Genomic DNA, 18,444 nt, shown 5'->3' on the forward strand with positions numbered 1-18,444 from the left:
TAGAGGGAGAGTGCGCTTTTTTTCAAAACAACATCAAAAAAAGGATATCCCGCCCTAAAAAACGAACTAGTTAACTATAACCTTAACCAATGAATGGAGGATTACTGCCGTATGATACCCGAAGGAGTTAACAAGAATAACGTGGACCGCTTCCTTGGATTTGAGGATGAATATGACCGTCACCGTCCCGAAGCGCCGTCCATGATGGTTGATCTGCTGAGCCACTACTTAGGTAGAAAGCCGGAGCTCGTCGTCGATCTTGGCAGCGGAACCGGTCTCTCCTCCTTTGTATGGAAGCATCACGCCGCCCAAATTATCGGAGTGGAGCCCAATGATGACATGCGGGGCAAAGCTCTGGACAAAAAAAACCGCCAGTCCGACGCCGGCGCGGTCACGTTCATTCCCGGCTATTCGAACCAGCTTGATCTGGAGGATAGCTCGGCGGATATCATCACCTGCTCCCAGTCGTTTCACTGGATGGAGCCGGTCAGCACGCTGCGAGAGGCTTCCCGTGTGCTTAGAGAAGGCGGCGTTTTCGCCGCTTACGATTGCGATTGGCCGCCCATCGCCTCTTGGGAGGTCGAGGAAGCCTTCACCTCGCTGCACCAAAAGGCCGATGAAATCATCGCCCGGCATACCGCTCCCGAAGAGCGTGCCAACAAGCGGAATAAAGAGGAGCATCTGCGCTACCTGCGGGAAAGCGGACAGTTCCGTTTCACCAAAGAGGTCGTTTTTCACCATAAAGAAACGTGCGATGCGGCCAGATACATCGGGCTGGCTTTAAGCCAAGGCGGGGTACGTACCGTCATGAAGCTGGGCTCGGATGAATTGAACGGGCATATCGAGCAGCTGCACAACCGCGCCGAAGCCTACTTTAAAGATCATGCCAACGAGGTTATTTTCTGCTACCGTATGCGGCTCGGTATTAAGTAGACACCTTCCCCCTGCTAGCGGCTTGTATTTATACTTAAGCCCTGCCTTTCCGGTTCCTTGTCTTTTTGTCCAGGCAGCCGGAGATTTTTTTTCCTGTTCTCCTTAAAACGCAATTTCATTCAACGCATAACCGGTCATCCTCCTCTTTTTTATTCCGGATGGATCATTATAAAGTCACCTCTCACCTTTTCTACTGAAGGCCCCTGCATAAATTAGCTTCAAAACCATTGACAATCAAAGCGGACTAGAGGTATGATCCTCCTTAATTAACTAGTTATTCTATCGGAATAATATAATTTTATTGCAAAGGAGTTTTTTGAATGAATGTCCACTTTCCTGTAATGAAGAAGCATTCCAGGAGACTTGTCTCCCTCTCTCTCGGCACCGCCTTCCTGCTGACCGCCTGGTTGTCCTCGACACCGGCGTACGCGGAAGAGCAGCACGGCGCTTCCCAGCCGTCCGTCTCAGAATACCGTCAGTATCTGCAGGATAACTATGCGATCACCCTGCCCTCTACATTAACGAGAGGCGATTTCATTCAGGACGTGGCTAAGACGCTGCGCCTAGAGCCCGCTGCAGCCGATGGCAAGTTCGACGATCTCCAGCCAGGCGAACCGCTGTATGCCGCTGCTTTGGCTTTAAATCAACGGGGGATTCTGACAAGCTCCTCCGTCGCAGCATCGCAGCCGCTCACCGAGGAAGCCGCCGTCTTTATCGCCTTGAAGGCCGCAGACCTTAAGGAACTGGCTTATACATACCCGGAAGCTAAAGCTGCTTCGGCCTTGACCAAGCTTCATATCGATTATCCCAACGGTAATGGCCATGCCCTTACTCTCCAAGCGGCACAGGAGCTGGCAGCGGCCGTGGATACCGGTCTGCTTCCGGCGGCGTACTACGACGGCTTCCGGCTGGGCCAGCCGGCTTCGGACGAGTTCTCTGCCGTCCTGCTCGGACAGCTGCTGTCCTTCAAGGGCGAATACAAGAATTATCTCGGCTCCGTGAATGATGCCGATATTTATTCCAAGCTGTACAAGGCTTACAAGGCTGAAAATCTCATTCAGGTGTCGGAGCTGCAGTCCGTCGTCGACGAGGCGCTCAAGCAAAATCTTGTGACGGGCTACAATCTGAAGGATTCCCGCTTCAGCGCCAACTTCGACGCCAAGCTGTCGCTTACCTACGGCCACGATGACATTACCCATGCCGTTCAGCTGATCGGTCTGCTGCGGAGCGAAGGCATTGAGGCCAAGGTGCAGCTTGAGCCCAAAACGTCCGCCTTCATCTACTTGAAAGAATGGGGCGAACCGAAGCAGACGGACAGCTATAAGGTCGTCCAGATCGAGAACGGCAACTTTATCGCCTATGCGAAGGAATACGACATCGCCTTCGAGTTCAATACGTCGGAGCAGAAAGCCAAGTTCCAGGAGCTCGTTTTCCAATATGCCAAAAAGAACAGCGAGGACGCCCCCGGCCTCATCGCAAGCTCCTGGTGGCAGCCGCTTTACTACTCGCTGACCGAGATACAGGATTACAAGGAAATCGCGAACAACAAAATAACGAAAGGGCCTTATTACGCCCAGTCGTTCTCGCTTCCGAACCAGACGGAGACTATCGCGGCAGGGCTGAAAAAGCTGAGTCCGGACGTACAGGTGGAATCGTACCGCTTCTGGGTCGATACCCCTTTCTATAACTACCTGCTTGGAGATTACAAGTAAGGATAACGCCTTTTGCACGAACAAGCCTCCCACGCCGCTTTAGCTTCAGTGAACCGCATCCCCGACTGTGGACTATTTCTAACAGTTGGGGGCGCTTCTCTTTTTAGCTTCAGCGGAGCTGGAGGCTTGCTTGGTATCATTTGCCGATGACGAAACGGCGTATCCGTCCGTTAACGTTAAGTTTAAATTTCAGGTTAAGCTTGAGCCGCTTCCTGTACGGTCCCCTGCTTAACGGCGGATGCGTACTCGCGCCCCTTCGCCTTGTCATATTGTCCTTCCCATTTGGACATGACGACAGCAGCCAGAGAGTTGCCGAGTACATTGACAACCGTACGGGCCATATCCAGCAGACGGTCGATCCCGGCGATGAAGGCCAGTCCTTCAATCGGAATATTGACCGAGCCCAGCGTCGCAAGCAGCACGACGAAGCTGACGCCCGGCACGCCGGCGATTCCTTTGGAGGAAACCATCAGCACAAGCAGAAGGGTGATCTGGGTGCTGATCGGCAGATCGATGCCGTACATCTGTGCAATAAAAATGGCGGCCAATGCCTGATACAGGGTAGATCCGTCGAGGTTGAACGAATAGCCCGTCGGAATTACAAAGGAAGTAATCGCCTTGGGACAGCCGAATTTCTCCATCTTCTCCATAATCTTAGGCAGCACGCTTTCCGAGCTGGCCGTCGAATAGGCGAGCAGCAGCTCGCTTTTCAATATTTTGATCAGCGTCAGGATGCTCGTGCCGCACATTTTGGCGATAATCCCGAATACGACAAGAATGAAGAACAGCATAGCTCCGTACACCGAAAGCACCAGCTTACCGAGCGGAATCAGCGATGTGACGCCGAACTTGGATACCGTGACGCCAATCAGCGCGAAGACACCGATCGGAGCAAAATTCATAATTTTATTCGTCACCCAGAACATCGCATCGGCGACGCCCTCGAAGAAATGAATGACCGGCTTACCTTTCTCTCCGATAGCTGCAACTCCCAAACCGAACATCACCGCAAAGAAGATAATCGCCAGCATATCTCCCGCGGCAAGAGATTGAACGATGTTCGTCGGCACAATATTGACGATCGTATCAATGAAATTATGCCCGACTTTATCGGTTGTCTCCACATACGTGTGGATATCGCTTTTGGCCAGGTGCGTCATATCGACTCCCTTACCGGGCTTCAGCAGATTGGCTGCAAGCAGTCCGACAATAATGGCTATCGTGGTGACGATTTCAAAATATAAGATCGACTTGCCGCCGAGCTTCCCCAGCTTCTTCATATCGCCGACGCCCGCGACGCCCACGATCAGAGTAGAAATAACAATTGGCACGACGATCATTTTAATTAACCGTATAAAAATATCGCCGGCAGGCTTGAAGTAGGTAGCTATAGCCGGATTCCCGTAAAACAAGGCGCCGACAAGAATACCCAAGGCCAGTCCGATAAAAATTTGCGCTGCCAGCCCGATCTTTCTCATATCTATGCCCTCCTTTAAGTTTCGGTAGATTTTCATTTGTTTAACCTATTGTAAAGTCCACCCTACGAAAATCGACAAAAATCTACGGGCCTTGTTTAAAATCGCCTTAAGATACGGAATCTATGAAAAGCTCGGATTAGGAAGCAGCGTCCTCTCTGCATGACGCGGCGTATTTTCACAAATCAAAAACTTCGGTACAATACTATACAGCTTGATGACTCATAGCTTGGGAAGTGCTGTTCATGAACGAACGTTTTGCCGCCTTTTTCCTCATGCTGCTTGCGGTTCCTTTAGCGGGCGAAGTCAAATTTTACCCGTTTCAGGATGACTTTCGCATCAGCCTGGGAACGCCTGTTTTTTTCTTTTTTCTGCTGTGGATCCGCAAGGTGCCGCCCTATTTATCCGGGTTTGCCGCCGGGGCGGGCGTCGTGCTCTTCCGCATCGTCTGGGATTTGCTGCTTTATCCCACCGGGCTTTCGCAGCTCGAGCTGTTCCGGCTGCATGCGCCGGTGTTCTTTTACTATTTCGCCTATGCCTGCTTGTTCCAGCTGCTGCAGCTGAACCGCGAGCCCTACCGCCCGCTCCGGGTCGGCGCTCTGGACATTGTGATCGAAACCATTGCAAGCTTTACCGAGCTGTCCGTCCGCCATTCGGTCGCCGAGGAGTGGGCGCGGCTGGCCTCTTACAGCGAAATCATGCTGATCGCTTTGATCCGCAGCTTTTTCGTGCTGGGCTTTTACAATATGATCCGGCTGCGCCAGGCCGTGCTGAGTGAAGAACAGCAGCGCGCACAGAAGGAACAGGTGCTTGTGCTCATTTCCAATCTGTACGAGGAAACCGTTCAGCTCAAAAAAACGCTGGGCGACGCGGAAGCCATCACAAGGGACGGCTACGAATTGTACCGCGAGCTGCAAAATACAGGGCCAGCCGACGAGCTTCGTATTTGCGAAATGGCGCAAAAAGCGCTGCGCATCTCCGGTCAGGTCCATGAGATCAAAAAGGACAATCAGCGCATTTATGCGGGCTTGTCCAAGCTGATTCATGAGGAAAATGCGGGAGATTACATGGAAGCCGCGGCCATCGGGCAGCTGATCGTGCGAACGAACCGCAACTATGCCGCCGGCCTCGGCAAATCTATCGAGTTTCGATTAACCGTAGATGAGAGCCTGCCCCCGCTGCATATTTTCACCATGCTGTCTTTGGTCAACAACCTTACAGCCAATGCGGTAGAGGCTATCCGGGAGCAGGGCATCATTTGGATTGAGGCTTATCTTGAGGAGGAATGGCTGCGGGTCCGCGTATCCGATAACGGCCCCGGCATTCCGGCCAAGCGCCGGGACCGTATTTTCACACCGGGCTATACGACCAAATATGACACGCTTGGTCAGCCCTCGACCGGCATGGGTTTATATTATATTCAACAGGTAGCTAAGGAGCTTGGAGGCCGCGTCATCGTCGAGGACGGCGGCAATGATGGCGCTACGACAGCGTTGACGATCCAGCTCCCCCTCAGCCCGTTAACGAAGAAAGGATAATCGCATGCGTTTTTTTATTGTGGATGACGACCGTGGGGTCCGCTCCATGCTTGCCGACCTGATTGAAGATGAAGCCTTGGGTGAGATCGTCGGCGAAGCGGAGGACGGTTCTCAAGTAGATTACGAGTGGCTTAATCTGAAGAAAATCGATATTCTGCTAATCGATTTGCTAATGCCTGTCAGAGACGGCATTCAGACCGTACGGGAGATCGCCCCGCATTTTACGGGAAAGATTATCATGATCTCCCAGATCGAAACAAAAGATATGATTGGCGAGGCCTACTCGCTGGGTATCGAATATTACATAGCCAAGCCGATCAACCGGCTGGAGGTACTCGCGGTGATCCGTAAAGTCGAGGAACGGCTCCGCCTGCAAAAATCGATTCATACGATCCAGAAAACGCTGCAGGTACTCGACTTCAGCCAACCGCAGGCCCGGCTTGAGCCTGCTTATTCGGAGCCAGGGATCGTGGCGGCCGGGAGGTCCCTGCTGTCCGAGCTCGGCATGCTCGGGGAGAGCGGGAGCAAGGACCTGCTGCATCTGCTGGAGCGTTTATACCAGTACGATATGCAGAACGATATGCCTCATGCGTTCCCGCCGCTGAAGGATCTGTTTCGCAGCGCAGCGGTCAAGCAGCTTGGAGCGGATGCTGCTGAAACGGAGATCAGCAAGGAGATTAAGGCAGCCGAGCAGCGGGTCCGCAGAGCGATCCTGCACACCTTGAACCATGTAGCTTCCTTGGGTTTGACCGATTACTCGAATCCCAAGTTCGAAAATTATGCGTCCAAATATTTCGAGTTTACCGAGGTCCGCAAAAAAATGCTCGAGCTCCAGCATGCCGCGGAGCCGGCCCTGTCGCCGACGCGTATCAATACGAAAAAGTTCGTGCAAGTATTATATTTGGAGGCCAAGCGGCTGATGCATTAGCTGACGCTGCCCGCAGACACGCTTACTAGTGGAAGAAGCCTCACTCCGTGCAAAGGCACCCTTCTTTTGCCCGCGTGATGTGACCGGAGAGAAAAGATTAAGCAGCGAATTTCCAGCGGCGCTTACTTGTGAATTTATCCACTTGTGGATATGTGAATAAATAGTTGAAAAGGGCAGCAATATCAAGGTCTATAGGCTGTTGGTAATGTGCATAACACTGTGGATAAACGGGCGTAACCTTGTCCGCATCCGGCAATGCTGGTATGCTCTTATTACCATAGAAGGAAAGGTGAACCAGATGAATGATACTTTGATGTTCTGGGGGACAGGCGATTCCATGGGGGTTCCGAGGGTGTACTGCTCCTGCCTTATTTGCGAGGAAGCAAGAACGACAGGGAGCAATCGGCGCTATCGTTCCTCCGTCAGCGTGAGTTCCACAGCCGGCGAGCTGCTTATCGACTGCGGTCCGGACTGGCGGAGCCAGATGGAGCGAATCGGCCGGCACGATCTCGATCAGGTGCTGATCACCCATGCTCACTTTGACCATATCGGCGGCCTTCCCGAATGGGCGGATGCTTGCCGCTGGCAAAAAAAGAAGGGGCTTGTGTATGCCCCAGCCGATGTTTTGCAGACATTGCGCGGCCAATTTCCGTGGCTTGAGCAACATATCCTTTACCGGGACTGCAGCGAAGGCATCCAGTGGGGGAATTGGCATATCCGCCCCTGGCGGGTGTGCCATGGCAAAAACGGCTACGCCTATGCCTACCGTTTTGACCGTACTGCAGGCACACCGTATGCCTGGGCCTACTGCTCCGACGCCATTCAGCTTCAGGAAGAGGAAAAAGCCCCTCTATACGGGCTGAAGCTGGCCATCCTGGGGACTAATTTTTATAAGGAGGATGCTCCGCTGGCTACCCGCTCCGTGTATGATATGACGGAGGCTTTGCAGCTGATTGAGGAAACGGCGCCGGAACGCGCTATTTTCACTCATATGTCCCACGGAGTGGACATTCGTTCGGACAGGAACGGCTACAGCCTTCCTGCAGCCGTTACCTTGGCGGAGACCGGAATGAAGGTCGAGCTAACCTGACGCCCAGTCGGATTACTCCACTTTGGCGCCGTAGGAGCGGAGAAAGGCAACCGCCTGGCCTGCATCCATGCGGGCTCCTTTTACATCGAACGATTTAAAGTTGACCCCGTCCATCACGGCCCCGCGCAGGTCCGCACCATGCAGCCTAACTCTGCTAAGCTGCGCGCGGCTGAGGTCGGCGTCCCGCAAATCGCACTTCTCCAAATTGCAATCATACAGATCCGCCTCGACGAACCTGACGCCGCGCATCGACTGCTTGGACAGGTTCGCCTGTCTCAAGCTGGTGTACGACCAGTCTCCTTTTTCAATCGTAACCCCATCCATCGACGCTTCCGTAAAGTCGGAGCCGACCATCTTGCATTCCTCGAACTTCGCCACAAACAGATTGGCGCCTTGGAACCGGCAGTTCGTAAAAGCTGAACGGTTATGTACGGATGCGTTCATAAGCGCCCCCGAAAAATCGCATTCAATAAATTGACAGCCCATCGTCCATGCTTCCTCCAGACGGGCTCCCCGAAACCGGCAGCGTGTAAATACACAATTGCGAAGCTCCCCGTCCCTTAAATCCTTATGGCTGAAATCGACTTCCGAATACTGTTGATCCACGTATTGATACATGATGCTACAGCTCCTTCTTCTTCCCGTTCGTCTCGTCATGCTATCAGCCTCTGTTAGCTGCGTTAACTGCCTAGGCCGATGTATATCTCCTTTTATTATGAGCCTCATCCGACTGGAACTGCAAGCCGTATGATGAATATGGTAAAGTTATGGACCATTGGGAAAGCTACTCTCCAAACGCGCTCGTATTTGATTAGGCCCAGCCTAGAGGCTGGCGGGTGCTAACAGCTTGATCGCACCTCGCAGATACCTGCATGGGGCTACACCATAATGTCTCTATACAGAAAGCAGCAGGAGATTCGAGAAATGTTTCTCAGGCATCGTCTCTTTAGATCATGAGCATGCCTCTGTGGCGGCATCGTCTCTATAGACCGTGAGCATTGCCTCTGTGCTGGCAATGTCTCCTGACCGTGAGCATTGCCTCTGTGTCGGCATCGTCTCTATAGACCGTGAGCATCGCCTCTGCCGGTGTCGTCAGCTTGACCGAGAATAAAAATTCAGCATCCGACTCATTGACAACATAAGACATTACGGATTAATATATGAACATATACTCATATATTCATAAGGATGGAGGTTTCATTCCGATGGAATCGAACGATTTTCCGCAGCCCCCCGATACCAGCGTACGATCGCTGGATGAGGAATCGCTGTTTATGGTTTCCCAAACCTTCAAGGCGTTATCGGATACAACCCGGATACGCATTTTATTTTTATTATCGCAAAAAGAATGCTCCGTCAATGAGATCGCCGAAGAATTGTCGCTTCTGCAATCGACCGTCTCGCATCAGCTTCGGTTTCTTAAGAACCTGCGCCTGGTTAAGTTCCGCCGCGCTGGCACAACGCTTTATTACTCGCATGACGACGAGCATGTAATGGATTTATTGACCCAGGCGATTCATCACGCCAACCATGATTAGCTTAAGCTTTTACGAACCGCATTAACGTACCCTTGCCGTTCCATCGTTAGGCAGGCCGGGAAAGAGGAGAGGCATATGCAGGAATACCGCGTGAAAGGACTGAGCTGCGCCAATTGTACCCGTGAGCTGGAAGAGCAGATTCAGAAGCTCGAGCACGGGGAGAACGCAACCTTAAGCTATAACAGCGGAAAGCTTCGGGTCGATTCGAGAGTACCGCTTTCCCATATCCGGGATATTCTGAAAGGGGACGGGGCCTACATCGCTTCCCCTCCAGCCAAAATCCGCCGTGCGTCAAGCGATCAGGGAGAGCGTGCCGGACAGCAGAACAACCCGGAAGTGGCAGCCGGGCTGGAACAGCCGATAGGCGGAACCGGCCTCGCCTTCCGTTCGCCGTCTGCCACAGACAAGAGGCCGCTAATGGCACATTCCCATGAGACGCATGAAGAAGAAAGTCATTCTCATCATGGTCATGAGTCGCAAGCCCTGCACACAGCTAATCAGCATGGCCAGGAGAATCGTGGTGTGCAGGGCACCGCCGCGCCTCATGCCGATCACGATGACGTTAATGCAAGGCATACTCCTAGTCACCATGGTCCTGACGATCATGCTGGCCACACTCACAGTCATCACGGTCCTGACGACCATTCCGGGCATACTCACAGTCATCATGGCCATGGCGATCATGCTGAGCACACTCACAGTCACCATGGCTCTGACGATTCTATGCATGAGCACGGTCATGCGGATGACGGTCACGGTCATGACCATGACCATGAGCACGGAGGTGCTGGCCAGACCCGGCAGCTGATCTTCTCTGCCGTGCTGTATGCAACGGCCCTGCTGCTGCAGGATCGGGTGCCTGTGCCCATCAGCATTATTCTCTATTTGGCAGCGATCGCCTTAAGCGGCTACAGTACGTTTATCAAGGGCTTAAAACGGCTGGTAAAGCTGCAATTTAATATGGATACGCTGATGACTGTCGCGCTGCTTGGCGCCATTGGCATCGGAGAGTGGAAGGAAGCGACGCTCGTCGCGATCCTGTTCGGCATTAATGAAAAGCTTGAGGGCATGGGCATGGAAAAAGCCCGCAAAAGCATGGAAACCTTGCTCCAGGTCGCACCGAAGCAGGCAATTCTTCTGGAGGGCGGCAGGGAAGCCGTTGTTCCTATCGAGTCGCTTCAGGCCGGAGATCTGGTATTGGTACGCGCCGGAGAAAAAATTCCTTCCGACGGCCTCGTCGCCGAAGGCTCCTCTTCCGTCAATGAAGCTGCGATTACAGGCGAATCCCTGCCCATCGGTAAAACGACGGGGGATCCGGTATTTGGAGGAAGCATCAACCAGGACGGGATTTTAAAGATACGGATCGAGAAGGCATATGAGGATTCCTCCCTGGCCCGCATTCTGCACCTTGTACAGGAAGCCCAGGAAACGAAAACGCCGACGGAGCTTTTTATTAACCGGTTCGCTAAATATTATACGCCCGCCATCATGATCATCGCCTTGCTTGTTGTCGTTATTCCGCCTTTGTTATTTCATGGGGATTGGATGCATTGGTTTTATCAAGGGCTCGCCGTCCTCATCGTAGGCTGCCCCTGCGCCCTGATTCTAGCCTCTCCCATTGCCATCGTTGCCGGAATCACACGCAATGCCCGTCAAGGGATTCTGATCAAGGGCGGTGTCTTTCTGGAGCAGCTCGGACGCATCGATACGTTAGCGTTCGATAAAACCGGGACGCTGACACTCGGCGAGCCTCATGTTGAGCGGACTGCCATATATGCTGATGATAAGGAACTGTTTTACCGGGTGGCCGGCGCAATTGAACAATCGTCTACACATCCGCTCGCGAAAGCGATCCGAAAGGAGCTGGCGCTCAAAGGACTTCCAGCGGAAGCGGCACTGCCGGCGCAGGACATCGTCGCCGCCTCGGGACGCGGAATCGAAGCCGTTATCGGCGGCAAGCGGTATTGGCTTGGCAATGAAGCCCATTTGGAGCATCTCATCCTGCCGCAAGCCGTTCGCAGCGACGTGGAGCAGTTCAAAGCCGACGGCCTGACGCTCGTGCTCGTTGCCGACAGCGAAGCCGTGCTTGGCGTATTCGGCATCGCCGATGAAATCCGTCCCGAGAGCCGCTCTGTTATCGCGGCTCTGCATGCGAGCGGCCGCATTCGCCGCACGGTCATGCTCACAGGCGACCACCCGCAGACCGCGGAGAAGGTTGCCCGGGCCGTAGGGGTCACCTCCTACTTCGGAGGCCTGCTTCCGCAAGATAAGGTCGCCAAGATACGCGGGCTGATGCAGGAAGGACGCGTCGCCATGATCGGCGACGGGATCAACGATGCGCCCGCTCTGGCGGCAGCCGAGCTCGGCATCGCCATGGGCAAGGGCACCGACAGCGCCATTGAAACGGCGGACATCGTGCTGATGCAGGACCATCTGGGCAAGCTGCCCGAAGCCATCCGGATCGCCCGCCGGGTAAACCGGACGATCCGTTGGAATCTCGGCATCGCCATGGGCCTGAAGCTGGCCGCGCTGCTGCTCACCATCCCCGGCTTGCTGACGCTCTGGTTCGCCATCCTGTCGGATATGGGCGCGACGATTTTAATTACTTTAATCAGCTTGACGCTGCTTATCGAGCGTAAAGCACCGGAAGTCCAGGTGTAACCTACCTGCCTCCCAACAGCCAGCTAAGCCCTCCCGCTTTTTATCAGTGGGAGGGCTTAGTTATTTTATATGGAATTAGTTAGCTGCCTGTGGCAGATGCTCTCCACGCTGCTGCTCCATCTGTGCCTTCAGTTCGTCCACAGTGATCCCTTTCTCTGCAGCTGCCGCCTCCAGCTTCGCTTGACGCTCCTGCTCCATCTGTGCCTCCAACTCATCCACAGTGATCCCTTTCTCTGCAGCCGCTGCCTCCAGCTTCGCTTGGCGCTCCTGCTCCATTTGCGCCTTCAGCTCATCCACCGTTATGCCTTTCTCCGCGGCCAGCTGTTCCAGATTCATACCGCCCTTTCTTCCGTCTTCTCCTTTCCCGCGCTGCTGCTCCATCTGCGCCTTCAACTCATCCACAGTGATCCCTTTCTCAGCTGCGGCTGCCTCCAGCTTCGCTTGACGCTCTTGTTCCATCTGCGCCTTCAGCTCGTCCACCGTAATGCCTTTCTCCGCGGCCAGCTGTTCCAGATTCGTACCGCCCTTTCTTCCGTCCTCTCCTTTTCCACGCTGCTGCTCCATCTGTGCCTTCAACTCATCCACAGTGATCCCTTTCTCAGCTGCGGCTGCCTCCAGCTTCGCTTGACGCTCTTGTTCCATCTGCGCCTTCAGCTCGTCCACCGTAATGCCTTTCTCCGCGGCCAGCTTCTCCAGACTGAAGTCATCGCGGGTTCTTCCTTCGTTTCCTCGTCCTTGCTTCATCTGAGCCTTCAGCTCATCCGTCGTTACGCCTTTGCTAGCCGCAAGCTGGGTCAGATCGAAATTACCGCCTTTTTTTCCAGTCAAATACTTTGCCTGTCCCTGGCTCGGGTTAGCTATCGTCGGTACTTCCGCTGCAAAAGCAGAACCCATCGCACTAAATACGAACACCGCTCCTAAAGTGGCTGCAACTACTTTTTTATTCATTTTCATATTCAATTCCTCCCAAGCTTGTTTTCATTTGTGTGTGTTCCTTACCTACAACCTTATCCTAAAACATCCAGCTGAATTGCCCCTGAATGACAACTGTAAGCTTTCTTAAAAAGACATTCAGTTTCCACTCCCAAGGAATCATATTCACGCCACCCATTTTATGGTAGGATGAAAAAACAAAGTTATCCTAACGATGCTCACAGTAAGGAGTGATAGCTTGTGCAATGGAACAAAGTGGCCGTTATCGGTTCTCCGGGCTCAGGTAAATCTACCTTCTCCCAACAGCTGGGACGGCAGGTCAGACTCCCCGTCTACCACTTGGACGCCCTTTACTGGAAACCAGGGTGGGTCCCGACGCCAAAGGAAGCGTGGGATGCGTTTCAGCACCAGCTTGTACAGCAAAAGCAATGGATTATTGACGGGCATTATGCCAGAACGCTGGACATTCGGCTGGAAGCAGCGGATACGGTCATTTGGCTTGATATGCCCACCTCTCTGTGTCTATATCGCGCTATAAAACGAACGCTCTTTTACCGCGGCAAAAGCAGGCCCGATTTAACCGAGGGATGCCCCGAGCGGTTCCAGCTGCAATTTCTTCAGTGGATTTGGCATTTTCGTCACAAACAGCGCCCTGCCCTGCTGCGCCGGCTTGCCGCACTGGATGGCTCCAAAACCGTCCTCGTTCTGCGGGTCCCTCGCGAAGTCGAGCATTTTATACAGAAGCTTCCCTCCGCTCAAACTCACTAAATCCGAGAACGATCCGTCCCTCACGACCGTCTTTTCCACAACATGCACACAAAAGCTGTCCAACACCTGCATCGCAATCAGGCATCATGCGTATGTGAACAAGTCATATTTTCACTGTTCGATGTCCCCATGAGGATAAGTCAAAAGAAGAACCGCGCCCATTTATCCTGTTGATAAGAAACAGCGGCAGTTTAAACGGAAAGAACCGCCCAGCAGATCCGGACAAGCAGATTAAATGAGTAATTGTGAAAAAAGAGGAGGCTCAATATAATGAAAGCCGTATGTTTTGATCTGTTTGAAACGTTAATCACTGAATATGAAGGAGGGCGCCGCAAAGCCCCACGATTATCGGTGCTGGACGAAGGCTGGGGAGTAAGTCTGCCGGAATATAACGAGGCCTGGAGCGCACGCGTGAAGCAGAGGATGGACGGGACCTTCGAGGATTTTCCTGCTGTGCTCCGCGACATATGGGCCAGCAAGGGCAAAACATTGGACGAGAAGCATATCCAAACCATGTATCAGGCTCGGCTGAATGCCAAAGCGTTGGCCTATCAACCAATTAATCCGGAAATACTTTATCTGCTTAAACAATTGAAAAGCCGCGGTTACCGTCTAGGTCTCATCAGCAATTGTACGGAGGAGGAGGTACAGGCGTGGAGCTCCTGTCCGCTGTCCCCCTACTTTGACGCAGTTCTATTTTCTTATCAGCAAGGATGCGCTAAACCGGAGCCTCTCCTCTACAAGCAGGCCTGTATACAGCTGAACGTTGCCCCGGAGGAAGCCGTTTTCGTTGGTGACGGCGGTTCTCAGGAGCTGGAAGGAGCCTCTCTGGCCGGACTTCTCCCCTATCATGCGGTTTGGTTTCTCCCTTCCCGTTATTGGGATCGAGTCACCGGGTTCCCAAAACTGCAGCGTCCCCATGAGCTGTTAAACCATTTGCTCCCCGATGGATGGTGAGATTTTGTATAGCCTTGGCGCAACGGCGCAAGATACCCGATGGTGCACCGTCGACGCTCCTTATACCGATAATCGACATACAAATTCATGCTGCCTGAACGGAAAAGCGTACCTGACAAATACTGCCTCTCGGCCCCGGGAGCCGTTAGAGCTGTATATGCAAAATTAGACTGGCTTCACAGACAGCCCGTCGTCCCGAAGAAATTGTATTTCATTAAAGGTACAGGCTGCCCGAATTGGGCATAAACCGGCTTCTTTACTCTGACATGCTTGAACACCTGCTGTGTTCATCTTGATAACTTCTGTTCGGGGTGTGTAACATCATCGGCTGCGATAGGATAACATGGCTGACTAACTGCATATAACCGGGCTGCCGTAGAAAACAATAACATATAAGGGGCGATATGACGTCCAGAGCTCGCTTGTTTCTACCGTGGTGACTATACTTAGATCATTCGGATGCAATCCGACGCCTAACTTATAAGAAAGAGGATATTCATCATGCGAAAGAAGTCTAAGGCGCGCTTGTCCGCGGCTAGATGGATCGTTATTTTTTATTTTTCAGCGATCCTGCTCATTACTGTATTGCTAATGCTTCCGATCAGCGTAAAGCCCGGAGCTCGCATATCTTGGATCGACGGCTTTTTTACAGCTGCCAGCACTGTAAGCGTAACCGGCTTGACTACCGTGAGCACTGCAGACACATTCAGCCGATTCGGCGCAGTAGTTCTTATGATAGGGTTCCAATTGGGCGGGTTAGGGATTATGGCGATGGGCAGTTTTTATTGGCTTTTGATGGGACAGTCTATCGGCTTATGGCAAAGAAAACTGCTGATGATCGACCAAAATCGGTATAATTTATCCGGCATTGTTTATTTAATCCGAATCATAATAGGCCTGACACTGCTCATGGAAGGGTTAAGCGGAGTGATATTCGGCATTTATTTTTATTTGGATGGCAAGGCTGCCACCCTAGGCTCAGCGTTTTACTACGGTTTATTTCATTCCGTCTCTTCATATACCAATGCCGGATTTGATTTATTCGGAAATTCCATGCTGGATTTCTCCCAAAATTATGCCGTACAGACGCTAACTATGGTATTGATCGTACTTGGAGGAATCGGATTTCCCGTACTGGTGGAGTTTCTTACTTTTCTTAAGCAATATAAGCAGAAGCCCCGATTTCGTTTTTCCTTGTACACCAAAGTCACTACCGTCACCTTCGGTTGTCTGCTAGTCGCCGGTATGCTTGGACTCTTGGGATTGGAGGCTAATCATGCCTTTGCCGATCAAAGCTGGCATGATGCCTTGTTCTCTTCTTTATTTGCCTCTGTCTCCGCACGGAGCGCGGGGCTCGCAACCTTTGATTTCGCCGGGCTTACCGAAGCCAGCAAGCTGCTTCTTGCCCTGCTGATGTTTATTGGAGCGAGTCCTTCCAGTATGGGAGGAGGAGTTCGTACGACGACGGTTGCGGTAATCGTATTATCCGTTATTACTTTTGCCCGCGGCGGAACGGAGATAAGGGTGTTCAAAAGCTGCCCGTTCGTCAGGATGATATGTTCCGCTGCTTTATATTCTGTACAACTGCGGCCGCTTTGGTCTTACTAGGCACGTTCGCCATTTTAACGGCCGAAGGGCACCGCTTTGATCTAGTATCCGTACTATTCGAAATTTGCTCGGCATTCGGTACATGCGGACTTAGTAGCGGCATAACCAGCGAGCTTTCCACTCCAAGTAAACTGACCCTTATCATCCTCATGTTTATTGGCCGCATCGGCATGCTCCTCTTCCTGACCTCCATCATGTCGGGCAAGCCTCAAGCAGAGATTCGTTATCCGGAAGAACGTTTAATTATAGGTTAAAAAACAAAAGCCACCCTAAGGTGGCTTTCCTCCAATGTAAGCGCTAACGCATTTCCACAGACTTGACTGCCGGGATGGCTTGTATCAGCATTAGCAGCCTATCCTTGCCGTAGTTTCCCGGGAGCTTTACATCCAAGCTCAGTTCGATTTCAGACATCGTGCTCTCGTTTTTCTCAGCATGAAAACCAAGAATAGCAACGTTTCTTTCCGCAAAAGTTTTCTGAATTTCATCCAAAATTCCCTGTTCATCCGCAACACGTATCATAATGTGTTCGAATTTAGGGCTTACCAGCCAGCGAACCCGGCCATGCAGCAGCATTTGTCCTGCTAAAATAATTACCGTCACACCTAGTCCTACCCAATACAGCCCCGAGCCTACGGCTAAACCCATTCCAGCCGTTGCCCATATGCCTGCAGCGGTGGTCAAGCCTTTGACCGTCTGCTTCTGCAAAAAAATCATACCGGCCCCAAGGAAGCTTACCCCGCTTACCACTTGAGCCGCGATACGGGACGGATCAATGGCCATACTGTCATGGCCGATTTCATCCTGAAATCCGTACTTGGATACGATCATCATTAAGGCTGCTCCAACAGCTACTACAAAATGAGTGCGAATGCCCGCCTCTTTCATGCGGTTTTTTCTTTCATAGCCGATCATGACACCGCAGACTCCGGCAACAACCAGCCTTAGTAAAAATGCTACCTGCAGGTGCATATTATCACCCCTTCAAAATTAGTCACTCTATGAGTTTATTCATTAAACAGAAATCCATGAGGCTGCTCATCCTGCCGCCTTATATGAAACTATACCATAAAAAAGAAATATCCCTCAAATATACAGCATACAAACTATTTACATAATAAAAACAAAAAACACCTTCGGACTTTAGATCCAAAGGTGTTTCTACTGTGCTTGGCGACGTCCTACTCTCCCGGAACCCTTCGGTTCAAGTACCATCGGCGCTGGAGGGCTTAACGGTCGTGTTCGAGATGGGAACGCGTGGTTCCCCTCCGCCATCATCACCAAACGATGTGCTTTCGTTAGAAAGCTGGCTTCGTAAGCCTGGGATTTTTCGAAGCGTTACTTCTTCGAAAACGCTGTGAGAAAATATCCATCCCTATAAAGGACATGCAGCTTTTTGTTCAAGGTTGTTCCCCTGAAAACTAGATACGAAACAAGCATACATCCTTCTTCTTTGCTGTTCTCTTGGATAAGCCCTCGACCGATTAGTATTCGTCAGCTCCATACCTTGCGGCACTTCCACCCCGAACCTATCTACCTCGTCGTCTTCAAGGGGTCTTACTTTACTGGGAAATCTCATCTTGAGGGGGGCTTCACGCTTAGATGCTTTCAGCGCTTATCCCGTCCGTACGTAGCTATCCAGCCGTGCTCCTGGCGGAACAACTGGTACACCAGCGGTACGTCCATCCCGGTCCTCTCGTACTAAGGACAGCTCCTCTCAAATTTCCTGCGCCCACGACAGATAGGGACCGAACTGTCTCACGACGTTCTGAACCCAGCTCGCGTACCGCTTTAATGGGCGAACAGCCCAACCCTTGGGACCTACTTCAGCCCCAGGATGCGATGAGCCGACATCGAGGTGCCAAACCTCCCCGTCGATGTGGACTCTTGGGGGAGATAAGCCTGTTATCCCCAGGGTAGCTTTTATCCGTTGAGCGATGGCCCTTCCATGCGGTACCACCGGATCACTAAGCCCGACTTTCGTCCCTGCTCGACCTGTTTGTCTCGCAGTCAAGCTCCCTTATGCCTTTGCACTCTTCGAATGATTTCCAACCATTCTGAGGGAACCTTGGGGCGCCTCCGTTACTTTTTAGGAGGCGACCGCCCCAGTCAAACTGCCCACCTGACACTGTCCCCATACCGGCTTACGGTACCAGGTTAGAACTCCGATACGATCAGGGTGGTATCCCAACGTCGCCTCCACCCAAGCTGGCGCTCAGGCTTCTCAGGCTCCCACCTATCCTGTACAGATCGTACCAAAGTCCAATATCAAGCTGCAGTAAAGCTCCATGGGGTCTTTCCGTCTT

The 18,444-nt window shown here is 52.3% G+C and carries 15 protein-coding genes and 2 rRNA genes (1 of these 17 only partly in view); 11 read left to right on the top strand and 6 right to left on the bottom strand.

Going from position 1 to position 18,444, the window contains the following annotated elements; genetic code table 11:
- Window positions 1-111 precede the first annotated feature (111 nt).
- Window positions 112-933, top strand: coding sequence for a class I SAM-dependent methyltransferase (locus ACHHV8_RS30100; protein ID WP_395162946.1), 822 nt, complete (start codon window positions 112-114; stop codon window positions 931-933).
- Window positions 934-1,253: 320 nt separating this feature from the next.
- The gene (locus ACHHV8_RS30105; protein WP_395162947.1) at window positions 1,254-2,645 is read left to right on the top strand and encodes a hypothetical protein; all 1,392 of its coding nucleotides are present in this window, start codon (window positions 1,254-1,256) and stop codon (window positions 2,643-2,645) included.
- Window positions 2,646-2,839: 194 nt separating this feature from the next.
- Here ACHHV8_RS30105 and ACHHV8_RS30110 read toward each other — a convergent pair whose 3' ends face one another.
- Entirely contained in the window at window positions 2,840-4,123 is a 1,284-nt protein-coding gene (locus ACHHV8_RS30110) for a cation:dicarboxylate symporter family transporter (protein WP_395162948.1), read from the bottom strand.
- A 242-nt stretch (window positions 4,124-4,365) separates the two neighbouring features.
- Between ACHHV8_RS30110 and ACHHV8_RS30115 the strand changes: the two genes are divergently transcribed.
- The 3 genes from ACHHV8_RS30115 to ACHHV8_RS30125 all read left to right on the top strand — a co-directional run bounded on the left by ACHHV8_RS30115 (window position 4,366) and on the right by ACHHV8_RS30125 (window position 7,676).
- Window positions 4,366-5,658 carry a sensor histidine kinase gene (locus tag ACHHV8_RS30115; RefSeq protein WP_395162949.1) on the top strand — a complete coding sequence of 431 codons (1,293 nt, stop codon included), beginning with the start codon at window positions 4,366-4,368 and terminating at the stop codon, window positions 5,656-5,658.
- A gap of 4 nt (window positions 5,659-5,662) precedes the next feature.
- Window positions 5,663-6,586, top strand: a complete 924-nt coding sequence (locus tag ACHHV8_RS30120; RefSeq protein ID WP_395162950.1) for a DNA-binding domain-containing protein — start codon at window positions 5,663-5,665, stop codon at window positions 6,584-6,586.
- 298 nt (window positions 6,587-6,884) lie between these two features.
- On the top strand, window positions 6,885-7,676 hold the full coding sequence (locus ACHHV8_RS30125; RefSeq protein WP_395162951.1) for an MBL fold metallo-hydrolase: 792 nt from the start codon (window positions 6,885-6,887) through the stop codon (window positions 7,674-7,676).
- 12 nt (window positions 7,677-7,688) lie between these two features.
- On the opposite strand, the gene ACHHV8_RS30130 is transcribed toward ACHHV8_RS30125, so the two are convergent.
- Window positions 7,689-8,294, bottom strand: coding sequence for a pentapeptide repeat-containing protein (locus tag ACHHV8_RS30130; RefSeq protein ID WP_395162952.1), 606 nt, complete (start codon window positions 8,292-8,294; stop codon window positions 7,689-7,691).
- 587 nt (window positions 8,295-8,881) lie between these two features.
- On the opposite strand from ACHHV8_RS30130, the gene ACHHV8_RS30135 reads away from it, so the two are divergent.
- Both ACHHV8_RS30135 and ACHHV8_RS30140 read left to right on the top strand, forming a co-directional pair.
- Window positions 8,882-9,214 carry an ArsR/SmtB family transcription factor gene (locus tag ACHHV8_RS30135; protein WP_395162953.1) on the top strand — a complete coding sequence of 111 codons (333 nt, stop codon included), beginning with the start codon at window positions 8,882-8,884 and terminating at the stop codon, window positions 9,212-9,214.
- Window positions 9,215-9,289: 75 nt separating this feature from the next.
- Window positions 9,290-11,875 (top strand): cation-translocating P-type ATPase, encoded by a 2,586-nt coding sequence (locus ACHHV8_RS30140; protein ID WP_395162954.1) that lies wholly within the window; start codon window positions 9,290-9,292, stop codon window positions 11,873-11,875.
- A gap of 75 nt (window positions 11,876-11,950) precedes the next feature.
- Here ACHHV8_RS30140 and ACHHV8_RS30145 read toward each other — a convergent pair whose 3' ends face one another.
- Window positions 11,951-12,829, bottom strand: a complete 879-nt coding sequence (locus tag ACHHV8_RS30145; protein WP_395162955.1) for a hypothetical protein — start codon at window positions 12,827-12,829, stop codon at window positions 11,951-11,953.
- Between the two features lie 219 nt (window positions 12,830-13,048).
- Here ACHHV8_RS30145 and ACHHV8_RS30150 point away from each other — a divergent pair, with 219 nt between their 5' ends.
- The 4 genes from ACHHV8_RS30150 to ACHHV8_RS30165 all read left to right on the top strand — a co-directional run bounded on the left by ACHHV8_RS30150 (window position 13,049) and on the right by ACHHV8_RS30165 (window position 16,395).
- Complete coding sequence (locus tag ACHHV8_RS30150; RefSeq protein ID WP_395162956.1) at window positions 13,049-13,576, top strand: DNA topology modulation protein; 528 nt, start codon at window positions 13,049-13,051, stop codon at window positions 13,574-13,576.
- 270 nt (window positions 13,577-13,846) lie between these two features.
- Entirely contained in the window at window positions 13,847-14,533 is a 687-nt protein-coding gene (locus ACHHV8_RS30155) for an HAD family hydrolase (protein WP_395162957.1), read from the top strand.
- A gap of 501 nt (window positions 14,534-15,034) precedes the next feature.
- Window positions 15,035-16,141 (top strand): TrkH family potassium uptake protein, encoded by a 1,107-nt coding sequence (locus tag ACHHV8_RS30160; protein ID WP_395162958.1) that lies wholly within the window; start codon window positions 15,035-15,037, stop codon window positions 16,139-16,141.
- Window positions 16,090-16,395, top strand: a complete 306-nt coding sequence (locus ACHHV8_RS30165) for a potassium transporter TrkG (RefSeq protein WP_395162959.1) — start codon at window positions 16,090-16,092, stop codon at window positions 16,393-16,395. Before ACHHV8_RS30160 ends, ACHHV8_RS30165 begins: the two co-directional genes overlap by 52 nt.
- Window positions 16,396-16,438: 43 nt before the next feature.
- Here ACHHV8_RS30165 and ACHHV8_RS30170 read toward each other — a convergent pair whose 3' ends face one another.
- The 3 genes from ACHHV8_RS30170 to ACHHV8_RS30180 form a co-directional block, all read right to left on the bottom strand.
- Window positions 16,439-17,110 carry an MgtC/SapB family protein gene (locus ACHHV8_RS30170; protein WP_395162960.1) on the bottom strand — a complete coding sequence of 224 codons (672 nt, stop codon included), beginning with the start codon at window positions 17,108-17,110 and terminating at the stop codon, window positions 16,439-16,441.
- A 196-nt stretch (window positions 17,111-17,306) separates the two neighbouring features.
- Window positions 17,307-17,423 (bottom strand): 5S ribosomal RNA (gene rrf, locus ACHHV8_RS30175).
- Window positions 17,424-17,602: 179 nt separating this feature from the next.
- Window positions 17,603-18,444: ribosomal RNA gene (locus tag ACHHV8_RS30180) — 23S ribosomal RNA — on the bottom strand; it runs 2,107 nt beyond the window's last position.

Source organism: Paenibacillus sp. TAB_01 (genome assembly GCF_043945595.1).
Lineage (GTDB): Bacteria > Bacillota > Bacilli > Paenibacillales > NBRC-103111 > Paenibacillus_S.

Coding starts and splice junctions, on each gene's coding strand:
- ACHHV8_RS30100 (WP_395162946.1), top strand. CDS start 112: ATGATACCCGAAGGAGTTAACAAGAATAACGTGGACCGCTTCCTTGGA.
- ACHHV8_RS30105 (WP_395162947.1), top strand. CDS start 1,254: ATGAATGTCCACTTTCCTGTAATGAAGAAGCATTCCAGGAGACTTGTC.
- ACHHV8_RS30110 (WP_395162948.1), bottom strand. CDS start 4,123: ATGAGAAAGATCGGGCTGGCAGCGCAAATTTTTATCGGACTGGCCTTG.
- ACHHV8_RS30115 (WP_395162949.1), top strand. CDS start 4,366: ATGAACGAACGTTTTGCCGCCTTTTTCCTCATGCTGCTTGCGGTTCCT.
- ACHHV8_RS30120 (WP_395162950.1), top strand. CDS start 5,663: ATGCGTTTTTTTATTGTGGATGACGACCGTGGGGTCCGCTCCATGCTT.
- ACHHV8_RS30125 (WP_395162951.1), top strand. CDS start 6,885: ATGAATGATACTTTGATGTTCTGGGGGACAGGCGATTCCATGGGGGTT.
- ACHHV8_RS30130 (WP_395162952.1), bottom strand. CDS start 8,294: ATGTATCAATACGTGGATCAACAGTATTCGGAAGTCGATTTCAGCCAT.
- ACHHV8_RS30135 (WP_395162953.1), top strand. CDS start 8,882: ATGGAATCGAACGATTTTCCGCAGCCCCCCGATACCAGCGTACGATCG.
- ACHHV8_RS30140 (WP_395162954.1), top strand. CDS start 9,290: ATGCAGGAATACCGCGTGAAAGGACTGAGCTGCGCCAATTGTACCCGT.
- ACHHV8_RS30145 (WP_395162955.1), bottom strand. CDS start 12,829: ATGAAAATGAATAAAAAAGTAGTTGCAGCCACTTTAGGAGCGGTGTTC.
- ACHHV8_RS30155 (WP_395162957.1), top strand. CDS start 13,847: ATGAAAGCCGTATGTTTTGATCTGTTTGAAACGTTAATCACTGAATAT.
- ACHHV8_RS30160 (WP_395162958.1), top strand. CDS start 15,035: ATGCGAAAGAAGTCTAAGGCGCGCTTGTCCGCGGCTAGATGGATCGTT.
- ACHHV8_RS30165 (WP_395162959.1), top strand. CDS start 16,090: ATGTTCCGCTGCTTTATATTCTGTACAACTGCGGCCGCTTTGGTCTTA.
- ACHHV8_RS30170 (WP_395162960.1), bottom strand. CDS start 17,110: ATGCACCTGCAGGTAGCATTTTTACTAAGGCTGGTTGTTGCCGGAGTC.